Here is a 24,681-nt window from a genome sequence, read left to right on the forward strand (position 1 = left end):
TAGGCTCTGCGCATGGACTCACCAGGGCCGACGCAGTTCGCCATCGAAGCACGGGGCCTGTGGCGTCGCTTCGGCTCGACGGTCGCGGTCGCGGGCGCCGACCTCCTCGTGCCGACCGGGTCGTTCTACGGCGTCGTCGGCCCCAACGGCGCGGGCAAGACGACGACGCTCTCGATGGTCACGGGCCTGCTGCGTCCTGACGCGGGCACGGTCCGTATCCACGGCAACGACCTGTGGTCGGACCCTGACGCGGCCAAACGTCTGCTCGGAGCCCTGCCCGACGGCGTCCGTCTCTTCGACCGCCTCACGGGCGCGCAGCTCATCACGTACGCCGGCCTGCTCAGAGGGCTTGACCGCGACGTCGTCGCAGCACGCACCGCCGAGCTCCTCGCCGCCCTCGACCTCGAGTCCGCTCAGAACACCCTCGTCTCCGACTACTCGGCCGGCATGACGAAGAAGGTCGCGCTCGCGAGCGCGATCGTCCACGGGCCACGCGTCATGGTGCTCGACGAGCCCTTCGAGGCCGTCGACCCGGTGTCGGCTGCGAACATCCGCGACATCCTCGCGCAGTTCGTCGCAGGTGGTGGCACGGTCGTCGTCTCGTCGCACGTCATGGAGCTCGTCGAGCGCATGTGCGACCACGTCGCGATCGTCGCGGCTGGCCGTGTTCTCGCCGCGGGGACGGTCGACGACGTGCGCGGCACCGCGACGCTCGAGGACCGCTTCGTCGAGCTCGTCGGCGGTCGTCGCACGTCCGGGGGGCTGCAGTGGTTGCACACGTCGTAAAGCTGCGGCTCACGCTGTGGGCCGGGAGCCTGCGGCGGAGCCCGTGGCAGGTCGTCGGGCTCGTGCTGGGCCTGCTCAACGCGGTCCTCATCGCGCTCGTCCTTGTCGGGTCGATGGCGTACACCCGGACGATCGCCGAGGAGGCGTGGGACGTCACGCTCATCGTCGGTGGCGCGCTCGTCGTGGTGGGCTGGTGGGTCGTCCCGCTGCTCGCGTTCGGTGTCGACTCCGCGCTCGACCCGCGCCGGTTCGCGCTGCTCGCAGTGCCGCGACGGCCGTTGCTCGCCGGACTCGCGGTCGCGGGGCTCCTCGGGATCCCCGGGCTCACGACGCTCGTCATCTCGGCGGCCGGACTGCTCGTGTGGCTCCCTGACGTCCTGCCGGTCCTCGCCGGTCTCGCGCTCCTGCCGCTGGTCATGCTCACGTGCATCGCCGGGTCACGGGCGTTCGCCCTGCTCATGGAGCCGTTGCTCGCGGCGCGGCGTTTCCGCGAGGTCGTCGGCGTGCTCGCGCTCGCGCCGGCCGTCCTCGTCGCGCCGGCGCTCGGGCAGTCGTTGCGCGCACTGCGCCGCGGTGCGGACGTCGCCCCCGCCCTCATCGAGATCGTCGGGTGGACCCCGCCCGGCGCGGTGTGGGCGGTCCAGGTCGACGTCGCGCAGGGCCGGTGGGGCCGAGCCGCGGCGCACCTCGCGATCGCGGTCGTCACCGCAGCGCTGCTCGTCAAGCTGTGGGACGTCGGGCTCGAACGCGCCCTCACGTCGCCCCCGCCACGGCCGAACGTCGTCGCGCAACGCGGCGCGGGCTGGTTCGGCAGGCTCCCCGCGACCCCGACGGGTGCGGTCGTCGCACGCAGCCTCACCTACTGGGGACGCGACTCGCGCTACATGTCGAACCTCACGGTGCTTCCCGTGCTCGTCGTCGCTCTGCACGTCCTCGCGCAGGACGCGGCACCCGTGACGACGTTCGTCGCGCCCGCGATCGTCGCGTTCACGCTCGGCTGGGCGATCGTCGCTGACATCGCGATGGACTCCTCGGCGTTCTGGCTGCATGCGTCTGCAGGGGTGCGGGGCATCGCGGACCGGACGGGGCGCGCGCTCGCTGTGCTCGTCATCGCTGTCCCCGCGGTTGTCGCCACGCTCGTCGCGGGGGCGTGGCGGGCGGACCGGTGGGACCTCGTGCCGGCGTCGCTCGGCCTGTCAGCGGTGCTGCTCGGCGGAGCTCTCGGGATCTCGTCGATCGTCTCGGCGTGGGTGCTGTTTGCTGTGCCGGCGCCGGGGGACGGTCCGTTCTCGACGCCGCACGGCTCGGCGACGGCGAACCTCTTCGTGCAGTCGATCGCGTGGACGGTCGTCATGGTGCTCGCCACGCCGTCGATCGTCCTGGCGGTCCTCGTCTGGCGCGGGTCTGCCGCCGCGGGGTGGGGCGGGCTCGTGCTCGGCCTGGGGCTCGGGGCTGTGCTTCTTGTCGCGGGGTTGCGCGGCGGGGCGCGGATCTACGACGCGCGCGTGCCCGAGCTCGTCCACGCGTTGCGATCGCGCGGCTGAGGTCGCACTCGTCCGCGGTGTCGGGCCCGACGTGACGACGCCGTCGCGCGGCCGGTGATGTTCAGCCCGCGGCGCGGGGGACAGGCGGTCGTGCACCGGCCAACCCTTGCCCCCGTAGACTGTGTGCCCGTGGCCCTCACTATCGGAATCGCCGGTCTTCCCAATGTCGGCAAGTCGACCCTCTTCAACGCTCTGACGCGCGCCCAGGTGCTCGCCGCGAACTATCCGTTCGCGACGATCGAGCCCAACGTTGGTGTCGTGCCGCTGCCCGACGAGAGGCTCAAGGTCCTCGCGGGGATCTTCGGCTCCGAGCGGATCCTGCCCGCGACCGTGTCGTTCGTCGACATCGCTGGCATCGTGCGCGGTGCCTCCGAGGGGGAGGGCCTGGGCAACAAGTTCCTCGCGAACATTCGTGAGGCTGACGCCATCTGCCAGGTGACTCGCGCCTTTGCCGACCCCGATGTCGTGCACGTCGACGGCAAGGTCTCGCCCAAGGATGACATCGAGACGATCAACACTGAGCTCGTGCTCGCGGACCTCCAGACGCTTGAGAAGGCTGTTCCGCGCATGGAGAAGGAGGTGAAGATCAAGAAGGGTGACGCCACGCTGCTCGCGGCTGCGCTCAAGGCACAGACGATCCTCGAGTCTGGCCGCACCCTCTTCTCGGCAGCCGCGTCAGAGAAGCTTGATCTTGCCGAGGTTGCACCACTCCAGCTCATGACGGCGAAGCCGTTCATCTACGTCTTCAACACCGACGACGCGGGCCTCGCGGACGAGGCCATGCAGGCCGAGCTTCGTGCGCTCGTCGCTCCCGCCGACGCGATCTTCCTCGACGCCAAGTTCGAGTCCGAACTCGTTGAGCTCGACGAGGACGAGGCCGCTGAGATGCTCGCTGAGAACGGCCAGGACGAGTCGGGCCTCGACCAGCTCGCCAAGGTCGGCTTCCACACCCTCGGTCTGCAGAGCTACCTCACCGCTGGCCCCAAGGAGTCGCGCGCGTGGACGATCCGCCGCGGCTGGACCGCCCCGCAGGCTGCGGGCGTCATCCACACCGACTTTGAGCGTGGCTTCATCAAGGCAGAGGTCATCGGATTCGACGACCTCGTCGAGGCGGGCTCCGTCGCGGCCGCCCGGTCAGCGGGCAAGGCGCGCATCGAGGGCAAGGACTACGTCATGCAGGACGGGGACGTGGTTGAGTTCCGGTTCAACGTCTAGTCGCGTTCCGGTTCAACCTCTGTTGCGGAATGGAGGCATCGTTCTGGCGGACTGCCGTCTGCCTTGGTGCGCCATGAGCGCTCACCTCTAGATTTATCTTGACGTCGAGATGAACAGGAGGCGGAGATGAAGCTCCACCACGTTCAGATTTCCATGCCTGTTGGCGCGGAGGATGAAGCGCGGCGCTTCTACGGCGACGCCCTTGGACTTCGGGAGGTGCAGAAACCGCCCGCCCTCGTCGGTCGGGGTGGCTGTTGGTTCCGCGCCTACGACGGTGATGTCGTCGTTGCCGAGATCCATCTCGGCGTTGACACTCCATTCCAGCCTGCGAACAAGGCCCACCCTGGTCTGGTCTGCGCATCCCTGGATGAGTTGGAGGCGACGGCTGAGCGCGTCGAGCGGGGAAGCTACGAGGTGTCGTGGACAGAGCGCGACACGTTCGAGGGGTACGTTCGGTTCCATGCGCGCGACGGCTTCGGCAATCGCATCGAGGTGATGACGCCAACCGAGTGATCGGAGGGCGCTCTGTTGGCGAGATTCAACGAGAGGCTGGTATGTACGCCGACGTGGTTGAATTTAGATTTAACGCATAGCGTTATTGACGGACTCCGTTATATGCTGGTTTTATGATCAGATCGTTCGGCAGCAAGGGCACCGAACGCATCTGGCAGGAGCAGTACGTCAAGCGCGTCGACCGGACGGTGCAACGGGCGGCTCTGCGGAAGATCGAGCCGATCCATCCGGGGGAGATCCTCATGGAGGACTTCATCGCGGGCTTCGGCATTACGCAGAACAAGCTGGCTGTGTCGATCGGTGTGCCGCCGCGCCGGATCAACGAGATCGTGCACGGCAAGCGGGGCATCACTGCGGACACCGCGATTCGTCTGGCGCGGTACTTCGGGACGTCCGACGAGCTCTGGATGAACCTGCAGTCGAACTACGAGCTGCGGCTCGAGCGGCGCGCTCTCCGTGACAAGGTCGCCGCCATTACGCCGTTGAAGGTCGCGTGACGTCTGGTGTGACTGGCTCGGAGGGTTCTCGTCTGATCATCATCCGCGGGAACTCCGGTAGTGGGAAATCGCAGTTGGCGCACGCTATCCGAGGTGCGCGACCGCGGGGTGTGGCGATTATCGGTCAAGACGTGCTGCGGCGAGAAGTCCTTCATGTTCGTGATCATCCCGGTGCGCTGAGCGTTTCCTACATCGACCTGTCGGCGCGGTTCGCACTCGACAACGGTCTCGACGTGGTGATTGAAGGCATCCTGCATTCCGAGAGCTATGGCGAGATGCTCACGCAATTGCGAAACGATCATGCGGGTCTGACCTGCTGCTATTACTACGAGCTCTCACTTGAAGAGACGCTTAAGCGGCACCGCACCAAAGCGCTGGCGGCCGAAGTGTCAGAGGCCGATGTCGCGTCCTGGTACCGCTGCGAAGATCGGGTTGCCGGTTTGGAAGAGTCGGTGTTCGACGCCACCGTCGGGCCCATTGATGCATTGGAGCGTGTTCTTGCAGACGCTGACTGGCGCGCTGAGGAAAGTTTCAGCACCTGATCGGTGCGGTCTAATGTTCTCCAAGTGATGAAACGTGGTGGAGTTCCGGTTTAACGTCTAGCGTTATTGACGCGTTGCGTTAAGCCTGGCACGCTCGTCTCGTGATCAGCTCCTTCGGGAGCAAGGTGACCGAGCGGCTGTGGCATCGCGACAAAGTGCCGTCGATCGATCCGCGTGTCCAGAAGGCGGCCATCCGAAAATCGACGCAGATTCACGCGGCCCGATTTCTCGACTCGTTGCGTGTTCCGCCGGGGAACCGGCTGGAGCAGCTCAAAGGCGACCGTGCGGGGCGGCACAGCATCCGCGTGAACGATCAGTGGCGGATCTGTTTCACCTGGACGGAAGGAGGTGCTGAAGATGTCGAACTCGTCGACTTCCACTGAGAAGTGGGATCCCGTGCACCCTGGTGAGGTCCTGATGGCTGACTTCATCGAAGGCTTCGGGATCACTCAGAACAAGCTGGCCGTTTCGATCGGTGTGCCGCCACGCCGCATCAACGAGATCGTGCACGGCAAGCGGGCGATCACTGCTGACACCGCACTGCGACTGGGGCGGTATTTCGGAATCGATCCGCAGTTCTGGCTCAACCTGCAGTCGCACTACGAACTGGAATTGGCCGAGGAGCGTGCGGCTGAGCAGATCGCGGCGATCACGCCGATCACGCGCGGAAGATGATCGAGAGGCTGGATGTCCTGCTCATCGTTCCGGTTGAGCGTCCAGCCGCGTCGGGGTCGTCGCCGACCGGTTCGGGTGGTTGATCACTGAGCAACGTTCCAGGTGGTGACGTTGCACTGGCCGTCACTGTTGCGACCGGTTGCCACGGCGGTTCCATCGCCAAGCAGTCCGATGGTGTGCGTCGATCCAGCTGCGATCGCCGTCAAGCCGGTCCACCCGCGCACTTCGCACTGACCCCAGCTGTTGTCGCCGACCGCCGAGGCCGTTCCGTCGTCGTGGAGCGCCACCGTGTGGCTGCTGCCAGCAGCGATCGCCGTGACTCGACTCCAGCCGTCGACGTCGCACTCACCCTTGCGGCGCTCACCGGTGGCGGTGACACTGCCATCGTCGCGCAACCCGACGGTGTGGAGGTATCCGGCGGAGACTGCAGTGACGCGCCTCCAGTCCATGACATCGCACTGTCCCCGCACATTGCTTCCCGTTGCGACGACGGTTCCGTCGGCGCGGACAGCAACGGAGTGCCAGTCCCCAGACGCGACCCACACGATGTCTCGCCAATCATCGACAGCGCACTGGCCCTCGACGTGACGCCCGGCGGCGAGCACAGTGCCGTCCTTCCGAAGGCCGAGGGTCGTCCGCCAGCCTGTTGCAACGGCCGTGACGTCACGCCATGCGGCCACGTCGGTCTGTCCATCGCCGTTCCACCCCGTCGCGACGACCGTACCGTCGGCCCGCAGCCCGACGGTGTGGGAGCGTCCGGTGTTACGGGCTGTGTGCACATTGCCAGCACCTGCCGAGATGACCTCGGACCACGAACCCACCTCGCACTCGCCGGCTCGTCCGTTGCCACAGGCGACGACCGTGCCATCGCGTCGGAGTGCCACGGAGTGCCTGCGACCTGCCGCCAGTGCTGCCACGCGGGCTCCCTGCGCTTCCTCCTCGATGAAATCCCCATTCAAGCACCGGCTGGTGACGCGAGGGGCCTCTGAACCCGGGCGAAGTTCGCTTTGCGTTGTCATGCCTGGTTGCGGCTCCTTCAAGCCAGACATTCGGTCCGTCACGCTGGATCAATCAGGGTGATCGCGTAGTCGTCGGGTGCTGGAAGCGCGCTGTGATCATTGCCGAACGGCATGTAGTTGACGGAGTGCAGACGTCCATCAACGACCCAGAGTTCGAGAAGCCCGAGTGCCTCTGCTCCGTCGGACACTTCCGCCAAAGCAAACGGGCCGCCATCGTGCTCGATGGCTGCGCTCCCCTCGGCGGGCGCGACTGCAACGAGGAAACACTCGCAACCCTCATGTTCGTACCCGCCCCACGTCGCTGTCGCGCGTTGTGCGCGCGCGATCGAAGAGGCGGCGTCCTCGCCACTGCAGAGAATGTCGAGCAGTGTGTTCTCCAGGGGGCTGAGCGCCTCGCCGATGCTGCGGTGGGTCTCGGTGCTCATAGATCTCCGATCGTGATGTGACGTGACGATTGTCTCGCCGCGCAGGCACTTAAAGTTGGCAGATGACCCCGCGCCACGGCACTCCGGGCGGAACGCCTGAACGACCTGCCACGTTCTTTCGCGATGCCGGGGAGTTCCGCGCCTGGCTTGAACACAACCATGAGACTGAAGATCACCTCTGGATGGAGCTTCGTCTCGCGCACGTCGACGACCGCGGACTCACGTGGGCCGACGCCGTGCTCGAGGCGCTGTGCTTTGGATGGATCGACTCGGTCTCCCAGAAGATCGACGCCGACTCGCGTCGCCAGCGGTGGTCGCCCCGCGCTCGTCGCAGCACGTGGTCGAACGTCAATATCGCGCACGTCGAGAGACTCACGGCGGAGGGCCGCATGCACCCTGCCGGTGTTGCGGCGTTCGAACGTCGCACCCGTGATCGCTCCGGCACCTACTCTCATGAAAGCGCCGAGCGTGACCTCACGTCTGACCTACAGGCCATCGTCGACGCCTCGCCCGGGTCGGTCGCGTTTCTTGAGCACGCAACGCCAGGTTACCGAAAGGCCGTGCGTCACTGGATCATGTCCGCGAAGCAGGTCGCCACGCGTGAACGCCGCGCACGGATGCTCGTCACATGCTGTGAGGCGGGCGAACTGATCCCGCCCCAGCGGCCGGGCCGCATCCCCGCGTGGCTATCCCGTGCAGCGGCGGCCAGTCACTCGGCAGGCGCGCCCCCGCGCTGACACCGGGTGCCGGATGGGGCCGGGAGGCTCGGCGGCTCATGCAGGCGGTCTTGCTCGCTCCCTACCCCGATGGTCCGGCAACGAACTCCACGCCAGTGAGCAAGGCGGAGAGCGCCCACCGGTCGCGCGCCAACGCTGAGGTGATCAGTCGCGTCAGGCGTGACGGATAGATCCCGTGCATGGGTGTGCGAGCCAGGGCTGGGTGCGCGACGAAGCTGCGGGCAGCGCTCCCCGACGCACGCAGGAGGTGCTCGAGCTCGAGCGCGAACACGACGTTGGCGAGTCTGGATCGCATGTACGCGCGCCCGAGTGAGTAGCGGTCCGAGCTGCCGAGCGTCGCGAGGTCGAGGTTCGCGCCCTTGTAGAGGGACGACGAGACCGTGACGACTCGCGGATCGCGGCTCTGTTCGAGTGCGCGGAGCAGGTGCCCCGTGAGCGCGAAGTGCCCGACGTGATTCGTCGCGAACTGGCTTTCAACACCCCATGGCGTGAGCCCCCGTGCGCGTTGCCATGCGCTGCGTCAGCTGCTGATGCCGACGGCGGCGCCTATGAGCGAGTCGTCACCGAGCGCCTCAAGCATGTAAGCGGCGAGGTCACCTCGCGGGATCGTTCCGCCGAGCCGACCGGTCTGCCCGACCTGCAGCGCGCGCCACGTACCGAGCGCAGGCTTGTGGGTGAGTCCGGTGGGCCGCACGATCGTCCATCGGAGGGCGGAGCCCTGGACCGCGGCTTCCTGCTCGTTGTGGTCGGCAAGAGGTGCGGCCAGCACACCCTTCATGGGCAACCGCAGGGGAGCGGGCATGAGGGCTCCCGAGTCGCCTGCGCCCAGTGACGACTGCACGACCAGGCGACGGATGCCCTCCTGCTCCATCGCGCTGATGACGGCCCGGGTGACGGCGGAGCGCTGGCGTGGGGCGCCCTTGGCGCCCCCGACGGTGACGACGACCGCGTCCGCTCCGACGATGGCCGCGCGGACGACGTCGGCGTTCGTCGCGTCGCCCGCAAGCGCCCGCACGCCCCCTGGCGCGCCGCCGCTGCGCGACAGTGCTGTGACGTCGTGCCCTGCCTTGGTCGCGAGAGCGGCAAGTGCCGCACCCGTGCCCTGTGAGCCTCCGACAACCGTGATCTTCACGCCGTGCCTCCCTCGCGCATGTGTGTGCTCAGCGTACGTGCGTACGCGAGGGCCACGGGCGGACTGGTGTGGTCAGGCTGAGACCGCGGAGAAAGCGTCGGTTGCCGAGGTCGTGGGACGGCCGATGAGGTCGGGGAGGTCAGTGCTCTCCGAGTAGAGCGCGCCGGCTTCGATCACGGGCTCCATCGACGCGAACAGTGCGGCGACGGGTGCGGGCATCCCGACGGATTCGAGCGTTGCCCGGTAGTCCTCGACCGACTGGTTGACGTAGGTGACCTGCGAACCGATGACGGCGCCCGCAGCGTCCGCGATGCCCTGGTACGAGAGGCTCGGGGACCCGGCGAGCTCGTAGATCTTGCCGGCCTGGTTCTCGCTCATGACGACGACGGCTGCTGCCTCCGCGTAGTCGCGACGGGCAGCGCCGGAGACCTGTGCGGCGCCTGCGGCACCGAAGAACTTGCCGGTTGCGCGGCCCGAGTCGAGCGCGGAGGCAAAGTTCTCCCAGTACCAGCCGTTGCGCAGGAGCGCGTGGTCGATGCCGCTCGCGGAGAGCAGGCTCTCGGTTGCGGCGTGCTCCGGAGCAAGCCCGAGCTTCGAGGTGTCGAGGTTGAGCAGGCTGGTGTAGACGATGAACTTCACGTCGGCGCGCTTGGCAGCGTTGACGATGTTCGTGTGCTGCGCGACGCGCTGACCGACCTCGCTGCCCGAGATGAAGAGCAACCGGTCGACGCCCTGGAGCGCGGCCGTGAGTGCGGTCTCGTCCTCGTAGGCGGCCACGGCGATCTGAACGCCCATGTTGGCAAGGTCGGAGGCCTTGGCGGCGTCGCGGACGATCGCCGTGATGTTCTGGGGAGCGAGTCCGCGGGTGATGAGCGCGTCAATGGCGAGGCGTCCGAGGTGGCCCGTTGCTCCTGTCACAGCGATCTGCATGAGATGTCCTTCCGGTTGTGGCGCGTGTGGTGGTTGTCGCGTGGTGCGAGGCGGAGCCGCGCCGTCGTGGTGGGGCTCCGCCTCGGCGTGGGTCACGCTGCAGGCTTGCCGATCCGCACTCGCCAGACGGTCGGGCCCTCTTCACGGTAGTCCCACGTGAACTGGCCCGGGAACTCGGCGTCGAACTGGTACCACAGCGGCTTGGGGTCGTGGTCGTTGACGAGCTCGAAGCCGTGGCCCGCCTCGAGGTCGTGGTAGTTCTGCAGAATCAGTTCGTGACGTCGCTGCGGCGGGTCGTTGCGGACGTCGAGCTGCGGGTCGGTGCTCATGAGTTCTCCTCATCGGTGGGTGGCGCGGGTGCGGTGGTGGAGGGATTGCCGGGCTGCTGCGGGAGGCGGGCCAGGTAGTGCATCGCGCCATTGAGGCGCTCGGCCTGGCGCGCATGATCGTCGCGTAGAGCGAGCCACGCCTGGGCGGCGAGCCGGTTGGCGGCGTCGGGCGCTCCCGCGTGACCGAGCGCCCGGAGCGCCTTGATGAGGTAGCCGACGGTCGCCGTCAGCGCGTCGTCGGCCTGTCCTTCTGCTGCCACCCGGGCACCCTCCTTGAATAACTACAGGTTGTTCCGTAGTAACTCTCACTCTACCCTGAGTGCGAGCCGCACCCGTCGGTGATGAGGCGCTGAGAGCAGCGCCGCGCGCGGCCGCGGCGGCCAGGGATCGAGGAACCAGCATGACGACGACGGACGACGCAGCTCTCTCGCTCGCGGACGCGTTCACTCGCGAGCACCACGAGATCGACGCGGGGATCGAGGCGTACCTCGCCTCTGGCGACGAGCCTGCTCGTCGCGCGGCCCCGCTCCTCAGGGCGCTTGAGGCGCTGCGCAGGCACATCTACCTCGAGGAGGAGATCGTCTTCCCGCACCTGCCCGCCGGTGCGCTCATGATGCCGCTCATGGTGATGCGGCGTGAGCACGGCGAGCTCTGGACGCGGATCGACGAGCTCGCAGGTCAGCTCGCTGATCCGGCTGCGACGGCCGACGGGACGGCGGTGGCGTGCACCGCGATTCTCGAGCTGCTCGAGCGGCACAACGAGAAGGAGGAGCCGATCATCTATCCGTACATGGATTCGGACCTCGACGAGTCCGAGGTGGCTCAGGTCCGCGCGCTTCTCGCTGACGGCGTCCTGCCTGACGGGTGGGTGTGTCAAGCGCTGCGCTGAGTGTTCGGGATCCTCAGCTGAGGACTGAGCGGATCTCGCGGGTCTCGAACGGGGCCGTGGTGTGGGTGGTGGAGCCGGTGCCGGCCTCGACGAGTGGCGTCAGCATGCGCACGAGAAGCCGACGTCGAAGGCCTGTGACGCGTGGCCAAGTCACCGGTGCCCCGGAGCTGTGTCGATACCGGTGATCACCCATGTGCCGTCGTCGCTTCCAACTTCGACGAGCGTGGGTCCAGTGAACCCGTCGAGTGAAGTCGTTGTGCCGTCGACATCGAAGAACGTCGTTGGACGTTGAGTGAGTTCGAGCCGCCATGCAAGACGACCGGGCACCGTGCTTTCCAGGAGGTCGGCACGTGAGAACGAGATCGATCCTCCTTCTGCGCGAACGCCAGGCTCAGCCACGCTCTCGATGTTGCCGAGGAGGGCCGTGCATGGTTTGCATGGTGTCGTGAAGAGGCCTGTGAAGACGCTCTGGTTGCCCGTCCTTAGCCCATGCTCGTACGCCTTGAAGAAGTTCTCGATGGTGACAAACGATGCGTCGAGCTCGTCCGCGGGAAGCGGCGCGAGGTCCGCGGGGTTGGGGTCGACCGTCGGCGTGGGCGTTGCGGTGACGGGAGGCGCCGATGCGGGTGCCATGGGGCTTGCGGAGGGAGCGGTGGCCTGCGTGGTCGCAGGCCCGCTAGGCGTGCACGCCGTTAGCGCAAGGACGAGTGTGCAGAGAGCGGACACCGGGCTCAACGCGCTGGCGAGGGTGCGCGCGGGAGTGTGAGCTGCCACGGTGGTGGGCATGCGGTCGAAGATAGGGCGCGTATACGGCCGACGCATGCGGATGTGTCGAACCGTGGACAACTCGACGTTCGGAGCGCGGCCTGAAGGGTCGTGTGAGGGATCCTCAGCTGAGGACCGAGCGGATCTCGCGGGTCTCGAACGAGGCCGTGGTGGTGAGCGTGATCCGGCACTCTCCGACCTTCGTGTAGATGTGCGTGACCGTGTCGTTGGGGAAGGGCGCGCCGGGCTGGGCGGACGTGAACGGGTCCGTGCCGTCGCCCGGGTCCCACGCGAAGGTGGTTGGGGTGGCCTCGAGCTCGACGGTTCCCAGGATCGCGGTCGGGAGGCTCGCTCGGGGCGATTCCCGCACGAGTTCTTCTTTCTTCACGCGTGATGGCAGCGTCGTCGGTCTCCGGGCCATCGAAGGAACCTGAAGGGATTGAAGAGTCTGGATCGGGCCTCACCTGGATGCTCACCGCCTGTAGCGGCAACATGAACAGCGCGAGGAGAAGCCCGTAGTGCGCCCCATGCGCGAGTCCACTCGCGACGCGTCCGATTCGATCGACAACGGCTCGAAAGGGTCTTCGAAAGCGAACCTTCATTCCACACCCCGTGAGTCGATCCCCGACACTCGGATCGGTGCATCCAGCACCACTTCGATGAAGACGGGGCCGTCAAATCCTTCGAGCTTGGTCGTGGACCCGTCGCTGAACGTGAATGTTGTCTCTTCCTGTGTCAGATCTACGCGCCATACCGCCCTTCGGGCGTCAGTGCTGTTGAGGAGGACGAGTCGCGAATACTCAAACTTGCCACCCGACACCTTTGTCCCGGGAGTGGACGCCTGCTCGATGTTGACCAGGATTGCGTCGCACTTGCTGCATTTATCGGTGTAAACGCCCTTGTATGGGCCCGCGTCGCCCGTCGATAAGCCGTAGGCATAGGCCTTGAAGAAGTTGTCGATCGTCACGAGTCCGGCGTCAAGCTCGTCATCGGGCAGCGGTGTGAGTCGCGCTGGGTTCGCATCAGGTGTGGGCGTGGCAGTGGGTGGTGGCACGCTGAGCGACGGCGTCGACGTTGTCGCCGTAGCAGCGGATGGCGTGGTCACCGGCCCGCTAGGTGTGCACGCCGTTAGTGCAAGGACGAGAGCGCAGAGAGCGGACACCGAGCTCAACGCCCTGGCGGGGGTGCGCGCGGGAGTCTTGACTGCTTCGGTGGCGGGCATGCGGTCGAAGATAGGGCGCGTATGCGGCGGACGCATGCGGAGGTGTCGAACTGTGGACGACCCGACGGTGGGAGCGCGGCCTGAAGGGTCGCGTGAGGGATCCTCAGCTGAGGACCGAGCGGATCTCGCGGGTCTCGAAGGAGGCCGTGGTGTGGGTCGTTGAACCGGTGCCGGTGATGGGACGCCAGGTGTCCGAGCCGGCGATGCAAGGAGCATGCAGAGCGCCAGCACCCACGTCGCCGGGATTGTGGGACGAGCGTAGTGAGGCGTGTGCGCTCTTGGCGTCCTGAGACCGAGCTGGCGTTTGGCTGTCATCGGTCGACGGGATCCGTGTCGATCCCCGACACTGCGAATCTCGACCCGCCGTTGGGATTTGGTGCGACCTCGACTTGCATTCGGCCTTGGAAGCCCTTGTCGTCGAAAGTCGAACCGTCGGCTCGGCCGACGTGCAGGGGGGCCAGCTCGACTTCGAGAAGCCATGCGATGCGTCCGGGTGCTGCGCTACTGAGCATCTCGGAGCGCCAGATCTTGATCTCCCCGCCCCGGGCGCGATCGCCCCGCTCCCTCACGAGACTGATGTTGACGTCAAGAGTTCGGCATGTCTCGCAGTCCGCGGTATAGAGCTCGGAGTATTGCGTGCGATCCCCAGTCGCTAGCCCGTGTGCATAAGCCTTGAAGAAGTTCTCGATGGTCACGAACGATGCGTCGATCTCGTTGGCGGGCAGCGCTGCCAGGCCGGCGGGGTTGGGGTCGGCGGTGGGTGACGGCGCCGCAGTGGGCGGGGGCGTCGTCGCTGTGACCGCTGGTGTTGCCGACGTAGTAGGGGGCGGAGCCGTCTTGGGCCCACTCGATGTGCATGCGGTGAGTCCGATTGCCAACGCGCAGGCGGTCATCGCGGGAAGCGGCGACTTGGTACGGGCGCGTGACCGCGTGCGCAGGGTGGGGGTCTCGGTGGCGGGCATGCGGTCGAAGATAGGGCGCGTATGCCGCCGACGCACGCGGAGGTGTCGAACTGTGAACAACCCGTATGCCCGTCGCGCAAACCGTCGCCGAGCGGGGGAGTGAGCGGCGGACCGTTCAGCCCAGGACGACGGGCACGCGCGCCCAACCGCCCACGGGCGCAACCTCGCGCGTGGCCTCGTCGATCGGGTCGGCGATGAGCGCGCGCGTGCCGTCGACGAGCGCTCGGACGAGCGTGCGCAGCTCGATGGTCGCGAGCGTGCGGCCCGGGCACACATGCGGCCCGATCCCGTAGACCAGGTTGTGCGGCGCGTTGCCCTCGGCATCGAGCACGTCGGGGTCGCCGAAGACGGCCTCGTCACGGTTCGCTGACGTCCAGTGGAGCTTGACGCGGGCACCCGCGGGAATCTCAACGCCGTCGAGCGAGACCGGGCAGGTCGTCACCCGGCGATTGCCGATGAACGGCGAGTCGCGCCGCAGAAGCTCATCGATGATGGCGTCAAGCTCGACGTCCGAGACGTTCTGGCGCAGCCGAGCCTGAAGTCCAGGCGATGCGAGGAGGCCCGCAACGAGGACACCTGTGCACAGCGCGATCGAGCCGAGGTCGCCACCTGTCCAGTTACGCAGGATCGAGACGACGTCGTCGTGCGCGATCGGCGCACCGTCCACGGACACGGCGAGCAGCTGGTCCGTGACGTCGGCGTCGGGCGACGCGTCGGGCGTGCGGCCGGCAAGGACGGTTCGGATGATGTCGTCGAAGTCCTCGGCGACCTGGCGCGTTCGCGCGAGCTCGCCCGAACGCGTCGCGGCGTAGTTTTCACCGATCCACGCGAGAAGGCGGTCCTCAACGTCTGACGGCCAGCCGAGCCATGCGCTCTGCGCGCGGACCGCAAACACCGCGCCGATCTCACCGACGGCGTCGATGGGAGCCCCCAGGGGAAGGCTCGCCACGAGGTCGCGGGCGACGCGCTCGAAGACCGGCACGTGCCGCGCGAGCGCGTCGGCGCTCAGCAGTGGGTCGGTCGCCTGGCGGAATGCGGCGTGCTCGGCGCCGTCGAGCCCGTTGGGCACCTGGCGGAATCGAGACGCGGCGCTCGAGAACGTCGCCGGATCGAGGGCTGCGCGGCGCACGAGGTCGTGGCGCAGCAGAACCCACTCGTCGCGATCATTGCGGACGACGGGGTGGTCCGGACGCAGCTCGTCGGTGTAGGCGCGCAGATCGCGGCCCGCGGGGGACAGACCGTCAGGGACGTGGAACGACATGACGCCAGTATGTGCATGGGCCGCCGCACACCGCGACGGTACTGGCCGGTGAAAACATCCCATGGGTGTGATCCTCGCCGCACGGATCACTCCCCGTACGCTGTCGCCATGGACGAGCATGAAGCGTCGACCGAAGTAGTCCTCGCCACCCCACCTGCGGCGATGAACGGAGTGGAGGGTCTCTCTCCGGGCTATTTTGCGCTCGTCATGGGAACGGGGATCGTCTCGGTCGGCCTCAACGCCGTCGGTGCCCGTGAGCTCTCGGTCGCGTTGCTCGTCATCGCGGCGCTCGCCTACCTCGTCCTCTGGGTGCTCTACGTGTGGCGTGCGATCGCCTACCGGTCCGCGATGATGCGCGATCTGCGCAACCCGGAGACCGCGTTCGCGTACTTCACGGTCGTCGCGGCGAGCGACGTCCTCGCGGTGCGCCTGGTGGCGGAGGGGCTCGTCGCCGTCGCCGTGCCGCTCGTCGTCGTCGCCACGCTCTTGTGGCTCGTGTTCGGGTACGTCCTGCCATGGCAGGTGCTCATGACGCGTGACGGCCTACCGGTGCTCGCGCGCACGAACGGCACGTGGTTCATCTGGGCGGTTGCGAGCCAGTCGCTCGCAGTCGCGATGACCGCGATCCACCCCTCCCTCGAGCACGGCCGCGCGCTCGTGGGGCTCGTGGCTGTCCTGTCGTGGTCGGTCGGTGTGGCGCTGTACGGCGGCGTCGCGATCCTCGTGCTGCTGCGCATCGTCCACTTCGGGATCACGCCGCGCGAGTTCGAACCGCCGTACTGGGTGGCGATGGGCGCGATGGCGATCGCGGTCGTTGCTGGCAGCGACATCGTCGCGATGGGGTCGACTCCCATGGTCGATGCGACGCGCGCGCTCATCGCGGGGACAGTCGCGATCTTCTGGAGCTTCTGCCTCTGGCTGCTGCCCGTGCTCATCGGCGCCGGCGTGTGGCGGCACGTCGTCCATCGCGTCCCGCTCACCTACGTCCCGACGCTGTGGTCGATCGTCTTCCCCGTCGGCATGTTCGCGGTCGCCTCGCTCAACCTGGGCCGCGTGGACAACCTGCCGCTCGTCGAGACGCTCGGCGGCGGTGCGCTCGTCGTCGCCGTGCTCGTGTGGGCGCTCGTCTTCGGAGCGATGCTCCGTCATCTTGTGCTCGCCCGCGGCAGACGCACTCAGCTACGCCTTCGGCCGAGGTCCCGATCGTGGAGGGGCTGACGGTGTCGTCGGCTTGAGGCCGCGGCGGCGCAGCTCGCGCTGTGCGCGGTCGAGTCCGCCGTGCTCGAGCGCGGCAAGAGCTGTTCGCCCCGACCAGACCCGACGGCCGTGACGTGTGACGGTGACGGTGAGGTCACCGGTGAGGTGCTCCAGGTCGCCGGGCACGTTGCGATGCTCGCTCGGCAGCGGCACGGGCAGCACGAACGCCTGGTCGAGCGGCGCCGACGCCTCGACGTCGATGCGCCAGCCGAAGCCGCGCCCTGCCACGTGCCAATGGTCGTCGCTCGTGCGCGTCCGGACAGGGCTGACGAGCGGATTACCCAGCCGGACCACGTGGCCGTTCGGTAAGCGCACGACGAGCGCTGTCACCTCGATGTGTAGGGCGCCCGCGCTGACGATGCCTCCCGCGAACGCGACGCACGCCCCATGGTCGTCGAACCCCTGGGCCTGCCCCCACCACCATGTCTCGGGGAATCCCTCGCGACCCCAGTTCTTCTCCGCGTACACGTCGACGTCGCGCAGGTCCCAGGTTGTGTCACCGATCGTTGCGGTCCCCGTGGCTTTGCCGCCGAGCAGCCACGGGTGCCAATACTGGGTCAGGCCGCCGATCATCTGGAAGATGCTCGACCCGCCGAAGGCGCGGCGCGGCCAGGGCACGAGCTCGCGGATCTCGACGTCGAGCCGCGCGTCGGGACCGAGGTCGACGTGCAGACCGTGCTCACTACCCTCGAAGTGGCCTGCACCTCCGCGTACACCGAGGCCGCGCGGGTCCGCCCATGCGCCGTCGACCGCAGCGGTCCAGACGTCGCCGTCGGGCCACGCGGCGAGCCCGAGTGTCGCCCACGGCCCGCGTGGCCCGGTATTTGCACCGCACAGTGCGATGACGACGCGTCCTGTGCTGCGGTCGGTGAGACGCCAGAAGTAGCCCTCCATCGCGACTCCGCGGTGGGCACGCCTCGGGTCGCCGAACGGCAGGTCGGCGCCAGTCGACCTCAACCGATCGGTCAGCCCCATGGGCGCGTCAGCTCGCTGCGCGGCGGACGTACTCGGTGATCTGCCGTGTGGTCTCGTCGGTGAGTGCGAGGAGAGCGAACGACGTCACCCACATGTCGCCGTCGTCGAGCTGCGCGGCCTCTTCGAAACCGAGGGTCGCGTACCGGGAGTCGAACTTCGCCGCAGCCTTGAAGAAGACGACGACCTTCCCGTCTGCGTTCGTGTAGGCGGGGAACCCGTACCAGGTCTTCGGCACGAGGTGTGGCGCGACCTCGGCGACGATGCGGTCAACACCCTCGGCGAGGATCCGGTCGGCCTCGGTCATCGCGTCGATCGCCTCTCGCACCGCCTTCTCACCGGCAGCGCGGCTCTTGCCGGCTTTCTCTTGGGCCCGTAGCTCGGCAGCCCGTTGCTTGACTGCGTCTCGCTCGTCCTTGGACAGTCCAGCGTTTGAGTCAGCCATGCGTTCCTCCCAGCGTCGCGGCCCGACGTCGACGTCGGACAGGCCTCCATCGTCACCCTCGCGCTGAGCTCCTGTCGATCCGTCGACCGGGCCCGCCTACGGGCGACTCTCAGTCGCGCACGCGCGTCCAGACCCGCGTGCCCGACGCAGAACCGCGTGTGGGCCGTGCCGGAGCGAGTGTCGGCCGTCCTCGCGGAGCTCGACGCGGCGTGAGCCGGCCCCACCCTGTCCCCACGGTGGGCCATGAGATCTGTCGGGTAGGGACTCTGAAATCTGTAGCGTAGAGAGCATAAAATCTGTAGCGTAGAGATGCCGGCGAGCCGAACCGGCCATCGACCCCGCCGCACGCGCCAGGGCATGGCCCAACAACACTCAGGAGGGGTGAGCCCCATGGCATACCGGGAACGGACGATCGACCGCGAGCTCGACGAACTCATGCCGTCGGCGCCGGCGATCGCGATCGACGGCCCGAAGGGCGTCGGCAAGACACATTCGGCCGCACGGCGGGCCGATGCGGCGTGGTATCTCGACGACCCCGCGCACCTCGAACTCGCACGCGCAGACTTCGGCCTGACGACGCTGTCCCGCGGCACGGTGCTCATCGACGAGTGGCAGCGGCTCCCGCAGATCTGGGACGCGGTGCGCCGACGGGTGGATGCGGGCGCACCGCCGGGGAGGTTCCTCCTCACTGGCTCCGCGACGCCCGCCGACGCGGCCGGCACGCACAGCGGCGCGGGACGCATCCTCTCGTTGCGCATGCGCCCCATGGGGCTGCACGAGCGAGGCGAGGTCGCGTCGACGGTCTCGCTCGCCGGACTGCTCACGGGTGAGCAGGCACCCGTCGAGGGGGCGTCGTCATTCGGTCTGCCCGACTACGTCGAATCCATCGTGTCCAGCGGGTTCCCGGGCATCACGGGACGGAGCGCGCGCGTGCAGCGCGAGCTGTTGGATGCCTATGTGCAGCGCATCATCGACCGTGACCTGCCCGATCTGGGCTTCGGTGTCAGGCGCCCCGAGACGCTGAGGCGCTGGCTCGCCGCCTATGCGGCCGCGTCGTCCACGACGACCGCCTACTCCCGTCTCCTCGACGCGACCACGGCTGGTGACGGAGGGCAGCCTGCACGATCGACGACCATCGCCTACAGGGACCACCTGTCACAGCTCTGGCTGCTCGACCCGGTCCCCGGGTGGAGCCCATCGAGCAACGCGATGACGAGACTCCAGCGCTCGCCCAAGCACCAGCTCGCTGACCCTGCGCTCGCCGCGCGGCTGCTCGGGCTGTCCGCGAGCAGCCTTGTCACGGGGCCTGGCGCGTCGTTGGTTGGACCGCTCTTCGAATCTCTTGTGACGCTTGGTGTCCGCGTCATGGCGCAGGCTGCCGAAGCGCGCGTGAGCCACCTGCGGACCAGTGCCGGCGATCGAGAGATCGACCTCATCGTCGAGGGGGCGGATGGACGTCTCGTCGGAATCGAGGTGAAGCTGGCCGCGGCCGTCACGTCGTCTGACGTGCGGCACCTGCTCTGGCTCCGGGAGCAGGTGCCGGAGCGGGTCGCCGATCTCGTCGTCGTCACGACGGGGACGACGGCGTACCGCAGGCCCGACGGCGTTGCGGTCGTCCCGCTCGCACTCCTGGGAGCGTGACGACGGGGGCTCGGGCTCGAGGAGACCGAGCTGTGGGGCGAAGACACCCCGTGCGTCGTCCTGGTGAGGCCGCTCGGGTGAGGGGGCTCAGTCGCCTGCCGGGCGGCGGCGAGTCTGCTTCGTCTCGGAGCGTTCGCGCTTGGCCTGCAGACGACGCCGCTGGGATCCGGCGGTTCGGCGGGTCGCGCGGCGGACGGCCGGGGGAGCGACGGCCTCGCGGAGGAGGGCCGCGAGGCGCTCACGTGCTGCCCGACGGTTCCGGTGCTGCGCGCGCTGCTCGGACGCGTCGACCGTGAGCACCGTCCCGGCAAGGCGGGGTGCGAGCGCCGCCAGGACCCGGGTGCGTTGCGCGTCGTCGAGAGCGCTCGTCGTCGCAAGATCAAGGCTCAGCTGGACCCGTGAGTCCGCTGTGTTGACTCCTTGGCCGCCCGGGCCGGACGCGTGCGAGAACTGCTCGGTGAGCTCGCGGGCCGGGATTCTCAGCCCGCGCGGCGCACCAGGCGCGGGGAGCACGACGATGTCGTCCACTGCGTGGCTATGCGCCGGCTGTGGGGTCGCTGGCTGTGGGGTCGCCGAGCGCAGCGTCGACGGAGTCGTCGGGCACGACGGTGCGCACCGAGCGGAGCAGCTCCGCCCAACGCCCGAGGAACTTTCGCTCGTCGAGCTTCTTTCGACGCATCCACCCGGTGACCTCGTCGTTGCACTTGCTCGCGTTGCACGAGCGGCAGGCGGGCACGACGTTCGTCGCGGTGTAGCGGCCGCCGCGCGAGATGGGAAGGACGCAGTCCTTCTGCATGCTGACGTCGTCGGCTCCGCAATAGGCACAGCCGCCCCACATCTCAACGATGTCGGCCCATTGAGCGCCAGTGAGGTCGTTCGTCACGGCGGCAAGCCGCCGCTTGCGCCGACGGGCATACGTGGCGACGCGGGTCCGGGGTGGCATGCCCAGACTCTAGCGCCGGGGCGCATCTCACGGACCGGACGATAATGGCCGGTACCTGAAACGACAGGTTCGAAGTAACGAATGGGGCCGAGCGGGACAATCATCAAAGCTGTCGCCGCGCGTGCGAACAATGCGCATAGAGTGGGCGAAATTCGTCCAACACGTGAGATCTAGGCGTGTTGCTGCAGGTCACGGGCGCACGTGCTGGGCGTCGTCAGCGGGTCTTCTGCGGACGTCGGGGCATTCCGTCTTTGTAACGATGTCGGCTGGAGCACAGAAAGGCGCGCCCGTCACGAGATTTGCTGTGTACGGTTTCGGAGAACCACAGTTGGTTCTTGTCTTGGCGCACGACGGCGTAAGGGTGGCTGCCCTCGCGTCGGGACCCGACGACCCGGGGTCGTGCGCTGACCACCCGAGGAGGAACATTGAAGATCAGGAAGTTTGCGGCTCCGCTCGCGCTCCTGGCGTCTGGCGCGCTGGTGCTCAGCGCGTGCGGCACGTCCGAGGACCCGAAGACGCCCGCCACCACGACGACCAGCGGCGGCTCGAGCGCCGCCCCCGAGAACTCCGGCAAGGCCGACCTCGGTGACGTCACGACCAAGGATGACTCGATCTCCTACTCGCTCGGCGCGGAGGAGTGGCTCGGGTACAACGGCAACACGCCCGAGACCTACTCGACGTACAACTCGGTCGTCAACGACCGCATCTTCGGCAGCTTCATCTACTTCGGCACCGATGGCACCGTCTACCAGGACGCTGACTACGGCACGTTCAAGCTCGTCTCCGACGAGCCCATGAAGGTCGAGTACACGCTGAGCGACGCCGCTAAGTGGTCCGACGGCACGGCGATCTCATATGAGGACTACCTCCTCGACTGGGCCGCCCAGGCGATCTCCGACGGCAAGGACGACAAGGGCAACGCCAAGCCGCTGTTCAACCACGTCGGTGGACTCGACTTCGGCAAGCGCGTCGTCGCCGGCCCGCAGGGTGAGATCGGCGGCAAGACGTTCACCTACGAGTACGAGGCGCCGTACCCCGACTACCAGCTTCAGGTCGGCAGCGCGTTCCCCGCACACATCGTCGCCAAGCAGGCTGACATGACCGTCGAGGAGCTCGTCAAGGCGATCCAGGACAAGGACGTCGAGAAGCTTCGCCCCGCAGCGAAGTTCTGGAACGAGGGTTGGCTCTCCAAGACGCCCGGTCAGCTTCCTGACCCGGCGATCACGCCGACCTCGGGCCCGTACGCGCTCTCGTCGTGGGAGGCTGGCCAGTCGATCACGCTGACGGCCAACCCCGACTACTTCGGCACGAAGGCCGCGACGAAGACCCTGGTCTACCGCTTCGCAGCTCCTGAGACCCAGGTGCAGGCGCTTGCCAACAAGGACCTCAACATCATCGAGCCCCAGGCCACGGTTGACACGGTCAAGCAGATCGAGGGCCTCGGCGACGCGGTGAAGATGGAGACGGGTCAGTCCCTCACGTGGGAGCACCTCGACTTCAACTTCAACGACGGTGCCTTCAAGGACTCCCTCGAGCTTCGCCAGGCGTTCGCGTACTGCGTGCCGCGCCAGACGATCGTTGACAACCTCGTCAAGCCGATCGACCCGAACGCGACGATCATGAACGCTCGTGAGGTCTTCCCGTTCCAGCCCGACTACGCCGCCGTGACCAGCGCCGCGTACGACGGCCGCTACGACACGGTGAACATCGACGAGGCCAAGAAGCTCGTTGCTGCTGCCGGCGTCGAGACCCCCATCAAGGTCCGGATCGGCTACTCCGGCCCGAACCAGCGCCGCACCGACCAGGTCGCGCTCATCGCCTCGAGCTGTGCTGACGCTGGCTTCGAGGTCGTCGACGCCGGAAACGCTGACTTCTTCCAGCCCGGCGGCACCATGGAGCGTGGCGACTACGAGATCGCGCTCTTCGCGTGGGCAGGTTCCGGCCAGATCGTCTCGGGCCAGAACATCTACGCCTCTGACGGTGGCCAGAACTACCACGGCTGGGACGTCCCCGAGATCGACGCTGCGTGGAAGGCCCTGGGCTCGACCCTCGACCGCGCCGAGCAGCTCAAGCAGATCGAGATCATCGAGAAGCAGCTCTGGGACAACATGCTCAACATCCCCGTGTTCGCTCACCCCGGTCTCATCGCGTTCGACTCGACCATCTCCAACGTCCGCAAGACCTCGACCCAGTCGACCGTCGCGTGGAACGCGGAGCAGTGGGTTCGCGCGTCCTGATCGACCCGGTGACGGCTTAGCTGCCGTCCCGACCGTCTAGGTCGCGAGAGCGACGTAGGCTTGCACAGCAAGACCGCTGGGGTGAGGTCGTCCAACGACCTCACCCCAGCGGCGCGAGGATGCCACCGACCCGTTCCCGACCGGAGCGGGTCGGCGTCGGTGCCGTGCCAAACCATCCCCGCACCACCCAGAGACGTGAAGGAATCGTCCGTGGCCAAGTTCATCCTGCGCAGGCTCGGGGCATCGCTGCTCGTGCTGCTCGGCGGCTCGATGCTGCTGTTCTTCCTCGTCACCATCTCCGGTGACCCCATCGGGGACCTTCGAGAGTCGAACGCCGAGAACCGCGACTACCTCATCCGCCAGCGCACAGAGTTCATGGGCCTCGACACGCCCTGGTTCCAGCGTTACGGCGTCTGGCTCGGCGGCGTCGCCAAGTGCGTTACGCTCAGCTGCGACCTCGGGACCAACCGCAACGGCGTCGACGTTGTGAGCATGCTCGGCAACGCGGCGTCCTCGACGCTCCGGCTCGTCGTCCTCGCGACCGTCCTCGCGATCGTCATCGGAGTCATCGTCGGAATCGTCACCGCGATCCGTCAGTACTCCGGCTTCGACTACGTCGTGACGTTCCTCGCGTTCCTCTTCTTCTCGCTCCCCGTGTTCTGGGCCGCAGTGCTCCTCAAGGAGTTCGGCGCGATCCGCTTCAACGACTGGATCGTCGAACCCACCTTCACGCTCGGGCAGATCGCGATCACCGCGGTCGTCCTCGGAGTGATCCTCCAGGGAATCCTGGGCGGGGGAGTGCGCCGCCGTGCGATCACCGCAGGCGCGACCCTCGTCTTCGTCATCGCGGCGATGTCCTACTTCTCGGCCACCGAGTGGTTCCGCCGCCCCCTTCTCGGCCTCGGCTTCGTCCTCCTCGTCGGCATCGGCGCGGCTGTCGGCGGAACCGCACTGTTCACGGGGATCCGCAACCGCCGCGTCCTGTACGCGACGCTCGGCACGGTCGCGGCCGGCACAGTGAGCCACATCGTCGTCCTGCCCATGCTCACCGACGGTGGCTGGGGAACGATCTTCGCGCTCCTGCCCGTCCTGCTTCTCGTCGGCGGACTCATCGGCTGGTTCGTCGGCGGCTACTCGCGCAAGCCAGCCACCATCTTGTCGATGTCGATCGCCGTCATCATGGGCATGCTCATCGTCGCGGACGTCGCGAGCCGCCACTGGGCATCGTTCCTCGGGCTGAAGAGCCGCCCCATCTCGACGATCGGTTCCCAGACACCCAACTTCGCGGGAGGCTTCTGGGAGTCCTTCCTCGACAAGGGCGCGCAGATCATCCTCCCGACGATCATCCTCACGCTCGTCTCGATCGCGTCGTACACGCGCTACACGCGTTCGTCGATGCTCGAGGTGATGAACCAGGACTACATCCGCACCGCTCGCTCGAAGGGCCTCTCCGAGCGCGTCGTCATCGTCAAGCACGGCTTCCGTAACGCGCTCATCCCCATCACGACGATCGTCGCGTTCGACTTCGCGGGCCTCATCGGTGGCGCGGTCATCACCGAGCAGGTCTTCGGCTGGAAGGGCATGGGTGAGCTCTTCCAGACCGGCCTCAAGGCGGTCGACCCCGCGCCCGTTATGGCGTTCTTCCTCGTCACAGGAACGGCCGCCGTCGTCATGAACCTCGTCGCTGACCTCGCGTACGCGGCGCTCGACCCCCGGATCAGGCGGTGATCGCGTTGACCACGA

29 protein-coding genes are annotated in these 24,681 nt (G+C 67.5%); 14 read left to right on the top strand and 15 right to left on the bottom strand.

Translation table 11 applies throughout. The annotated features are described in order from the left end of the window. Nucleotides 1-12 precede the first annotated feature (12 nt). The 8 genes from ACTVCO_RS06455 (at nucleotide 13) to ACTVCO_RS06490 (ending at nucleotide 5,772) form a co-directional block, all read left to right on the top strand. Complete coding sequence (locus tag ACTVCO_RS06455; RefSeq protein ID WP_443727574.1) at nucleotides 13-786, top strand: ABC transporter ATP-binding protein; 774 nt, start codon at nucleotides 13-15, stop codon at nucleotides 784-786. Then, nucleotides 768-2,330, top strand: coding sequence for a hypothetical protein (locus ACTVCO_RS06460; protein WP_443727575.1), 1,563 nt, complete (start codon nucleotides 768-770; stop codon nucleotides 2,328-2,330). Before ACTVCO_RS06455 ends, ACTVCO_RS06460 begins: the two co-directional genes overlap by 19 nt. Before the next feature lie 129 nt (nucleotides 2,331-2,459). Next, the gene (gene ychF / locus ACTVCO_RS06465) at nucleotides 2,460-3,545 is read left to right on the top strand and encodes a redox-regulated ATPase YchF (RefSeq protein WP_443727576.1); all 1,086 of its coding nucleotides are present in this window, start codon (nucleotides 2,460-2,462) and stop codon (nucleotides 3,543-3,545) included. Between the two features lie 126 nt (nucleotides 3,546-3,671). After that, complete coding sequence (locus ACTVCO_RS06470) at nucleotides 3,672-4,058, top strand: VOC family protein (RefSeq protein ID WP_443727577.1); 387 nt, start codon at nucleotides 3,672-3,674, stop codon at nucleotides 4,056-4,058. 188 nt (nucleotides 4,059-4,246) lie between these two features. Next, nucleotides 4,247-4,555, top strand: a complete 309-nt coding sequence (locus ACTVCO_RS06475) for a HigA family addiction module antitoxin (protein WP_443727922.1) — start codon at nucleotides 4,247-4,249, stop codon at nucleotides 4,553-4,555. 8 nt (nucleotides 4,556-4,563) lie between these two features. After that, nucleotides 4,564-5,097, top strand: coding sequence for an AAA family ATPase (locus tag ACTVCO_RS06480; protein WP_443727923.1), 534 nt, complete (start codon nucleotides 4,564-4,566; stop codon nucleotides 5,095-5,097). Between the two features lie 101 nt (nucleotides 5,098-5,198). Beyond that, nucleotides 5,199-5,480, top strand: coding sequence for a type II toxin-antitoxin system RelE/ParE family toxin (locus ACTVCO_RS06485; RefSeq protein ID WP_443727578.1), 282 nt, complete (start codon nucleotides 5,199-5,201; stop codon nucleotides 5,478-5,480). Continuing rightward, a complete protein-coding gene (locus ACTVCO_RS06490; protein WP_443727579.1) occupies nucleotides 5,455-5,772 on the top strand; it encodes a HigA family addiction module antitoxin in 318 nt (105 codons plus the stop codon). Before ACTVCO_RS06485 ends, ACTVCO_RS06490 begins: the two co-directional genes overlap by 26 nt. 83 nt (nucleotides 5,773-5,855) lie before the next feature. On the opposite strand, the gene ACTVCO_RS06495 is transcribed toward ACTVCO_RS06490, so the two are convergent. Next, a complete protein-coding gene (locus ACTVCO_RS06495; RefSeq protein WP_443727580.1) occupies nucleotides 5,856-6,791 on the bottom strand; it encodes an RCC1 domain-containing protein in 936 nt (311 codons plus the stop codon). A 38-nt stretch (nucleotides 6,792-6,829) separates the two neighbouring features. Beyond that, nucleotides 6,830-7,216, bottom strand: coding sequence for a hypothetical protein (locus ACTVCO_RS06500; protein WP_443727581.1), 387 nt, complete (start codon nucleotides 7,214-7,216; stop codon nucleotides 6,830-6,832). Nucleotides 7,217-7,398: 182 nt separating this feature from the next. On the opposite strand from ACTVCO_RS06500, the gene ACTVCO_RS06505 reads away from it, so the two are divergent. Then, nucleotides 7,399-7,953 carry a YdeI/OmpD-associated family protein gene (locus ACTVCO_RS06505; protein ID WP_443727582.1) on the top strand — a complete coding sequence of 185 codons (555 nt, stop codon included), beginning with the start codon at nucleotides 7,399-7,401 and terminating at the stop codon, nucleotides 7,951-7,953. Between the two features lie 520 nt (nucleotides 7,954-8,473). Here the strand turns inward: ACTVCO_RS06505 and ACTVCO_RS06510 are convergent. From ACTVCO_RS06510 to ACTVCO_RS06525, 4 genes are all read right to left on the bottom strand, one after another. Continuing rightward, on the bottom strand, nucleotides 8,474-9,085 hold the full coding sequence (locus ACTVCO_RS06510; RefSeq protein WP_443727583.1) for an NAD(P)-dependent oxidoreductase: 612 nt from the start codon (nucleotides 9,083-9,085) through the stop codon (nucleotides 8,474-8,476). 72 nt (nucleotides 9,086-9,157) lie between these two features. Beyond that, nucleotides 9,158-10,015: an SDR family oxidoreductase gene (locus ACTVCO_RS06515; protein WP_443727584.1), complete on the bottom strand. Its 858-nt coding sequence runs from the start codon at nucleotides 10,013-10,015 to the stop codon at nucleotides 9,158-9,160. A 92-nt stretch (nucleotides 10,016-10,107) separates the two neighbouring features. Further along, nucleotides 10,108-10,344 (bottom strand): DUF2249 domain-containing protein, encoded by a 237-nt coding sequence (locus ACTVCO_RS06520; protein ID WP_443727585.1) that lies wholly within the window; start codon nucleotides 10,342-10,344, stop codon nucleotides 10,108-10,110. Then, complete coding sequence (locus tag ACTVCO_RS06525; protein WP_443727586.1) at nucleotides 10,341-10,604, bottom strand: hypothetical protein; 264 nt, start codon at nucleotides 10,602-10,604, stop codon at nucleotides 10,341-10,343. Before ACTVCO_RS06525 ends, ACTVCO_RS06520 begins: the two co-directional genes overlap by 4 nt. A gap of 140 nt (nucleotides 10,605-10,744) precedes the next feature. Here ACTVCO_RS06525 and ACTVCO_RS06530 point away from each other — a divergent pair, with 140 nt between their 5' ends. After that, nucleotides 10,745-11,233 carry a hemerythrin domain-containing protein gene (locus tag ACTVCO_RS06530; protein ID WP_443727587.1) on the top strand — a complete coding sequence of 163 codons (489 nt, stop codon included), beginning with the start codon at nucleotides 10,745-10,747 and terminating at the stop codon, nucleotides 11,231-11,233. Nucleotides 11,234-11,383: 150 nt separating this feature from the next. Here ACTVCO_RS06530 and ACTVCO_RS06535 read toward each other — a convergent pair whose 3' ends face one another. From ACTVCO_RS06535 to ACTVCO_RS06555, 5 genes are all read right to left on the bottom strand, one after another. Beyond that, nucleotides 11,384-11,866, bottom strand: coding sequence for a hypothetical protein (locus ACTVCO_RS06535; protein ID WP_443727588.1), 483 nt, complete (start codon nucleotides 11,864-11,866; stop codon nucleotides 11,384-11,386). A gap of 256 nt (nucleotides 11,867-12,122) precedes the next feature. Further along, nucleotides 12,123-12,368 carry a PKD domain-containing protein gene (locus tag ACTVCO_RS06540; protein WP_443727589.1) on the bottom strand — a complete coding sequence of 82 codons (246 nt, stop codon included), beginning with the start codon at nucleotides 12,366-12,368 and terminating at the stop codon, nucleotides 12,123-12,125. 228 nt (nucleotides 12,369-12,596) lie between these two features. After that, a complete protein-coding gene (locus tag ACTVCO_RS06545) occupies nucleotides 12,597-12,965 on the bottom strand; it encodes a DUF6318 family protein (RefSeq protein WP_443727590.1) in 369 nt (122 codons plus the stop codon). A gap of 566 nt (nucleotides 12,966-13,531) precedes the next feature. Next, entirely contained in the window at nucleotides 13,532-14,182 is a 651-nt protein-coding gene (locus ACTVCO_RS06550; protein WP_443727591.1) for a hypothetical protein, read from the bottom strand. A 115-nt stretch (nucleotides 14,183-14,297) separates the two neighbouring features. Beyond that, complete coding sequence (locus tag ACTVCO_RS06555; protein WP_443727592.1) at nucleotides 14,298-15,443, bottom strand: cytochrome P450; 1,146 nt, start codon at nucleotides 15,441-15,443, stop codon at nucleotides 14,298-14,300. Between the two features lie 108 nt (nucleotides 15,444-15,551). Between ACTVCO_RS06555 and ACTVCO_RS06560 the strand changes: the two genes are divergently transcribed. Further along, nucleotides 15,552-16,661 (top strand): tellurite resistance/C4-dicarboxylate transporter family protein, encoded by a 1,110-nt coding sequence (locus ACTVCO_RS06560; protein ID WP_443727593.1) that lies wholly within the window; start codon nucleotides 15,552-15,554, stop codon nucleotides 16,659-16,661. Here ACTVCO_RS06560 and ACTVCO_RS06565 read toward each other — a convergent pair. Next, nucleotides 16,623-17,594, bottom strand: a complete 972-nt coding sequence (locus ACTVCO_RS06565; RefSeq protein ID WP_443727594.1) for a tocopherol cyclase family protein — start codon at nucleotides 17,592-17,594, stop codon at nucleotides 16,623-16,625. The two genes, ACTVCO_RS06560 and ACTVCO_RS06565, sit on opposite strands and share 39 nt — an antisense overlap. 88 nt (nucleotides 17,595-17,682) lie before the next feature. Further along, nucleotides 17,683-18,117: a hypothetical protein gene (locus ACTVCO_RS06570; RefSeq protein WP_443727595.1), complete on the bottom strand. Its 435-nt coding sequence runs from the start codon at nucleotides 18,115-18,117 to the stop codon at nucleotides 17,683-17,685. Nucleotides 18,118-18,507: 390 nt separating this feature from the next. Between ACTVCO_RS06570 and ACTVCO_RS06575 the strand changes: the two genes are divergently transcribed. Beyond that, complete coding sequence (locus ACTVCO_RS06575; RefSeq protein WP_443727596.1) at nucleotides 18,508-19,758, top strand: ATP-binding protein; 1,251 nt, start codon at nucleotides 18,508-18,510, stop codon at nucleotides 19,756-19,758. Between the two features lie 87 nt (nucleotides 19,759-19,845). Here ACTVCO_RS06575 and arfB read toward each other — a convergent pair whose 3' ends face one another. After that, complete coding sequence (arfB, locus tag ACTVCO_RS06580) at nucleotides 19,846-20,286, bottom strand: alternative ribosome rescue aminoacyl-tRNA hydrolase ArfB (RefSeq protein WP_443727597.1); 441 nt, start codon at nucleotides 20,284-20,286, stop codon at nucleotides 19,846-19,848. 7 nt (nucleotides 20,287-20,293) lie between these two features. After that, a complete protein-coding gene (locus ACTVCO_RS06585) occupies nucleotides 20,294-20,701 on the bottom strand; it encodes an HNH endonuclease (RefSeq protein WP_443727598.1) in 408 nt (135 codons plus the stop codon). Nucleotides 20,702-21,126: 425 nt separating this feature from the next. Between ACTVCO_RS06585 and ACTVCO_RS06590 the strand changes: the two genes are divergently transcribed. Next, a complete protein-coding gene (locus ACTVCO_RS06590; protein ID WP_443727599.1) occupies nucleotides 21,127-22,938 on the top strand; it encodes an ABC transporter substrate-binding protein in 1,812 nt (603 codons plus the stop codon). 210 nt (nucleotides 22,939-23,148) lie between these two features. Beyond that, entirely contained in the window at nucleotides 23,149-24,666 is a 1,518-nt protein-coding gene (locus ACTVCO_RS06595; protein ID WP_443727600.1) for an ABC transporter permease, read from the top strand. The last annotated feature ends 15 nt before the right edge of the window (nucleotides 24,667-24,681 follow it).

This window comes from Sanguibacter sp. A247 (assembly GCF_052324925.1).
Taxonomy (GTDB): domain Bacteria; phylum Actinomycetota; class Actinomycetes; order Actinomycetales; family Cellulomonadaceae; genus Flavimobilis.

Excerpts from the sequence above, each read along its gene's own strand:
- ACTVCO_RS06500 (WP_443727581.1), bottom strand. The coding sequence starts at position 7,216 with ATGAGCACCGAGACCCACCGCAGCATCGGCGAGGCGCTCAGCCCCCTG.
- ACTVCO_RS06550 (WP_443727591.1), bottom strand. The coding sequence starts at position 14,182 with ATGCCCGCCACCGAGACCCCCACCCTGCGCACGCGGTCACGCGCCCGT.
- ACTVCO_RS06455 (WP_443727574.1), top strand. The coding sequence starts at position 13 with ATGGACTCACCAGGGCCGACGCAGTTCGCCATCGAAGCACGGGGCCTG.
- ACTVCO_RS06505 (WP_443727582.1), top strand. The coding sequence starts at position 7,399 with ATGGAGCTTCGTCTCGCGCACGTCGACGACCGCGGACTCACGTGGGCC.
- ACTVCO_RS06515 (WP_443727584.1), bottom strand. The coding sequence starts at position 10,015 with ATGCAGATCGCTGTGACAGGAGCAACGGGCCACCTCGGACGCCTCGCC.
- ACTVCO_RS06470 (WP_443727577.1), top strand. The coding sequence starts at position 3,672 with ATGAAGCTCCACCACGTTCAGATTTCCATGCCTGTTGGCGCGGAGGAT.
- ACTVCO_RS06560 (WP_443727593.1), top strand. The coding sequence starts at position 15,552 with ATGGACGAGCATGAAGCGTCGACCGAAGTAGTCCTCGCCACCCCACCT.
- ACTVCO_RS06490 (WP_443727579.1), top strand. The coding sequence starts at position 5,455 with ATGTCGAACTCGTCGACTTCCACTGAGAAGTGGGATCCCGTGCACCCT.
- ACTVCO_RS06520 (WP_443727585.1), bottom strand. The coding sequence starts at position 10,344 with ATGAGCACCGACCCGCAGCTCGACGTCCGCAACGACCCGCCGCAGCGA.
- ACTVCO_RS06570 (WP_443727595.1), bottom strand. The coding sequence starts at position 18,117 with ATGGCTGACTCAAACGCTGGACTGTCCAAGGACGAGCGAGACGCAGTC.
- ACTVCO_RS06530 (WP_443727587.1), top strand. The coding sequence starts at position 10,745 with ATGACGACGACGGACGACGCAGCTCTCTCGCTCGCGGACGCGTTCACT.
- ACTVCO_RS06555 (WP_443727592.1), bottom strand. The coding sequence starts at position 15,443 with ATGTCGTTCCACGTCCCTGACGGTCTGTCCCCCGCGGGCCGCGATCTG.
- ACTVCO_RS06585 (WP_443727598.1), bottom strand. The coding sequence starts at position 20,701 with ATGCCACCCCGGACCCGCGTCGCCACGTATGCCCGTCGGCGCAAGCGG.
- ACTVCO_RS06575 (WP_443727596.1), top strand. The coding sequence starts at position 18,508 with ATGGCATACCGGGAACGGACGATCGACCGCGAGCTCGACGAACTCATG.
- ACTVCO_RS06535 (WP_443727588.1), bottom strand. The coding sequence starts at position 11,866 with ATGGCACCCGCATCGGCGCCTCCCGTCACCGCAACGCCCACGCCGACG.
- ACTVCO_RS06495 (WP_443727580.1), bottom strand. The coding sequence starts at position 6,791 with ATGACAACGCAAAGCGAACTTCGCCCGGGTTCAGAGGCCCCTCGCGTC.
- ACTVCO_RS06565 (WP_443727594.1), bottom strand. The coding sequence starts at position 17,594 with ATGGAGGGCTACTTCTGGCGTCTCACCGACCGCAGCACAGGACGCGTC.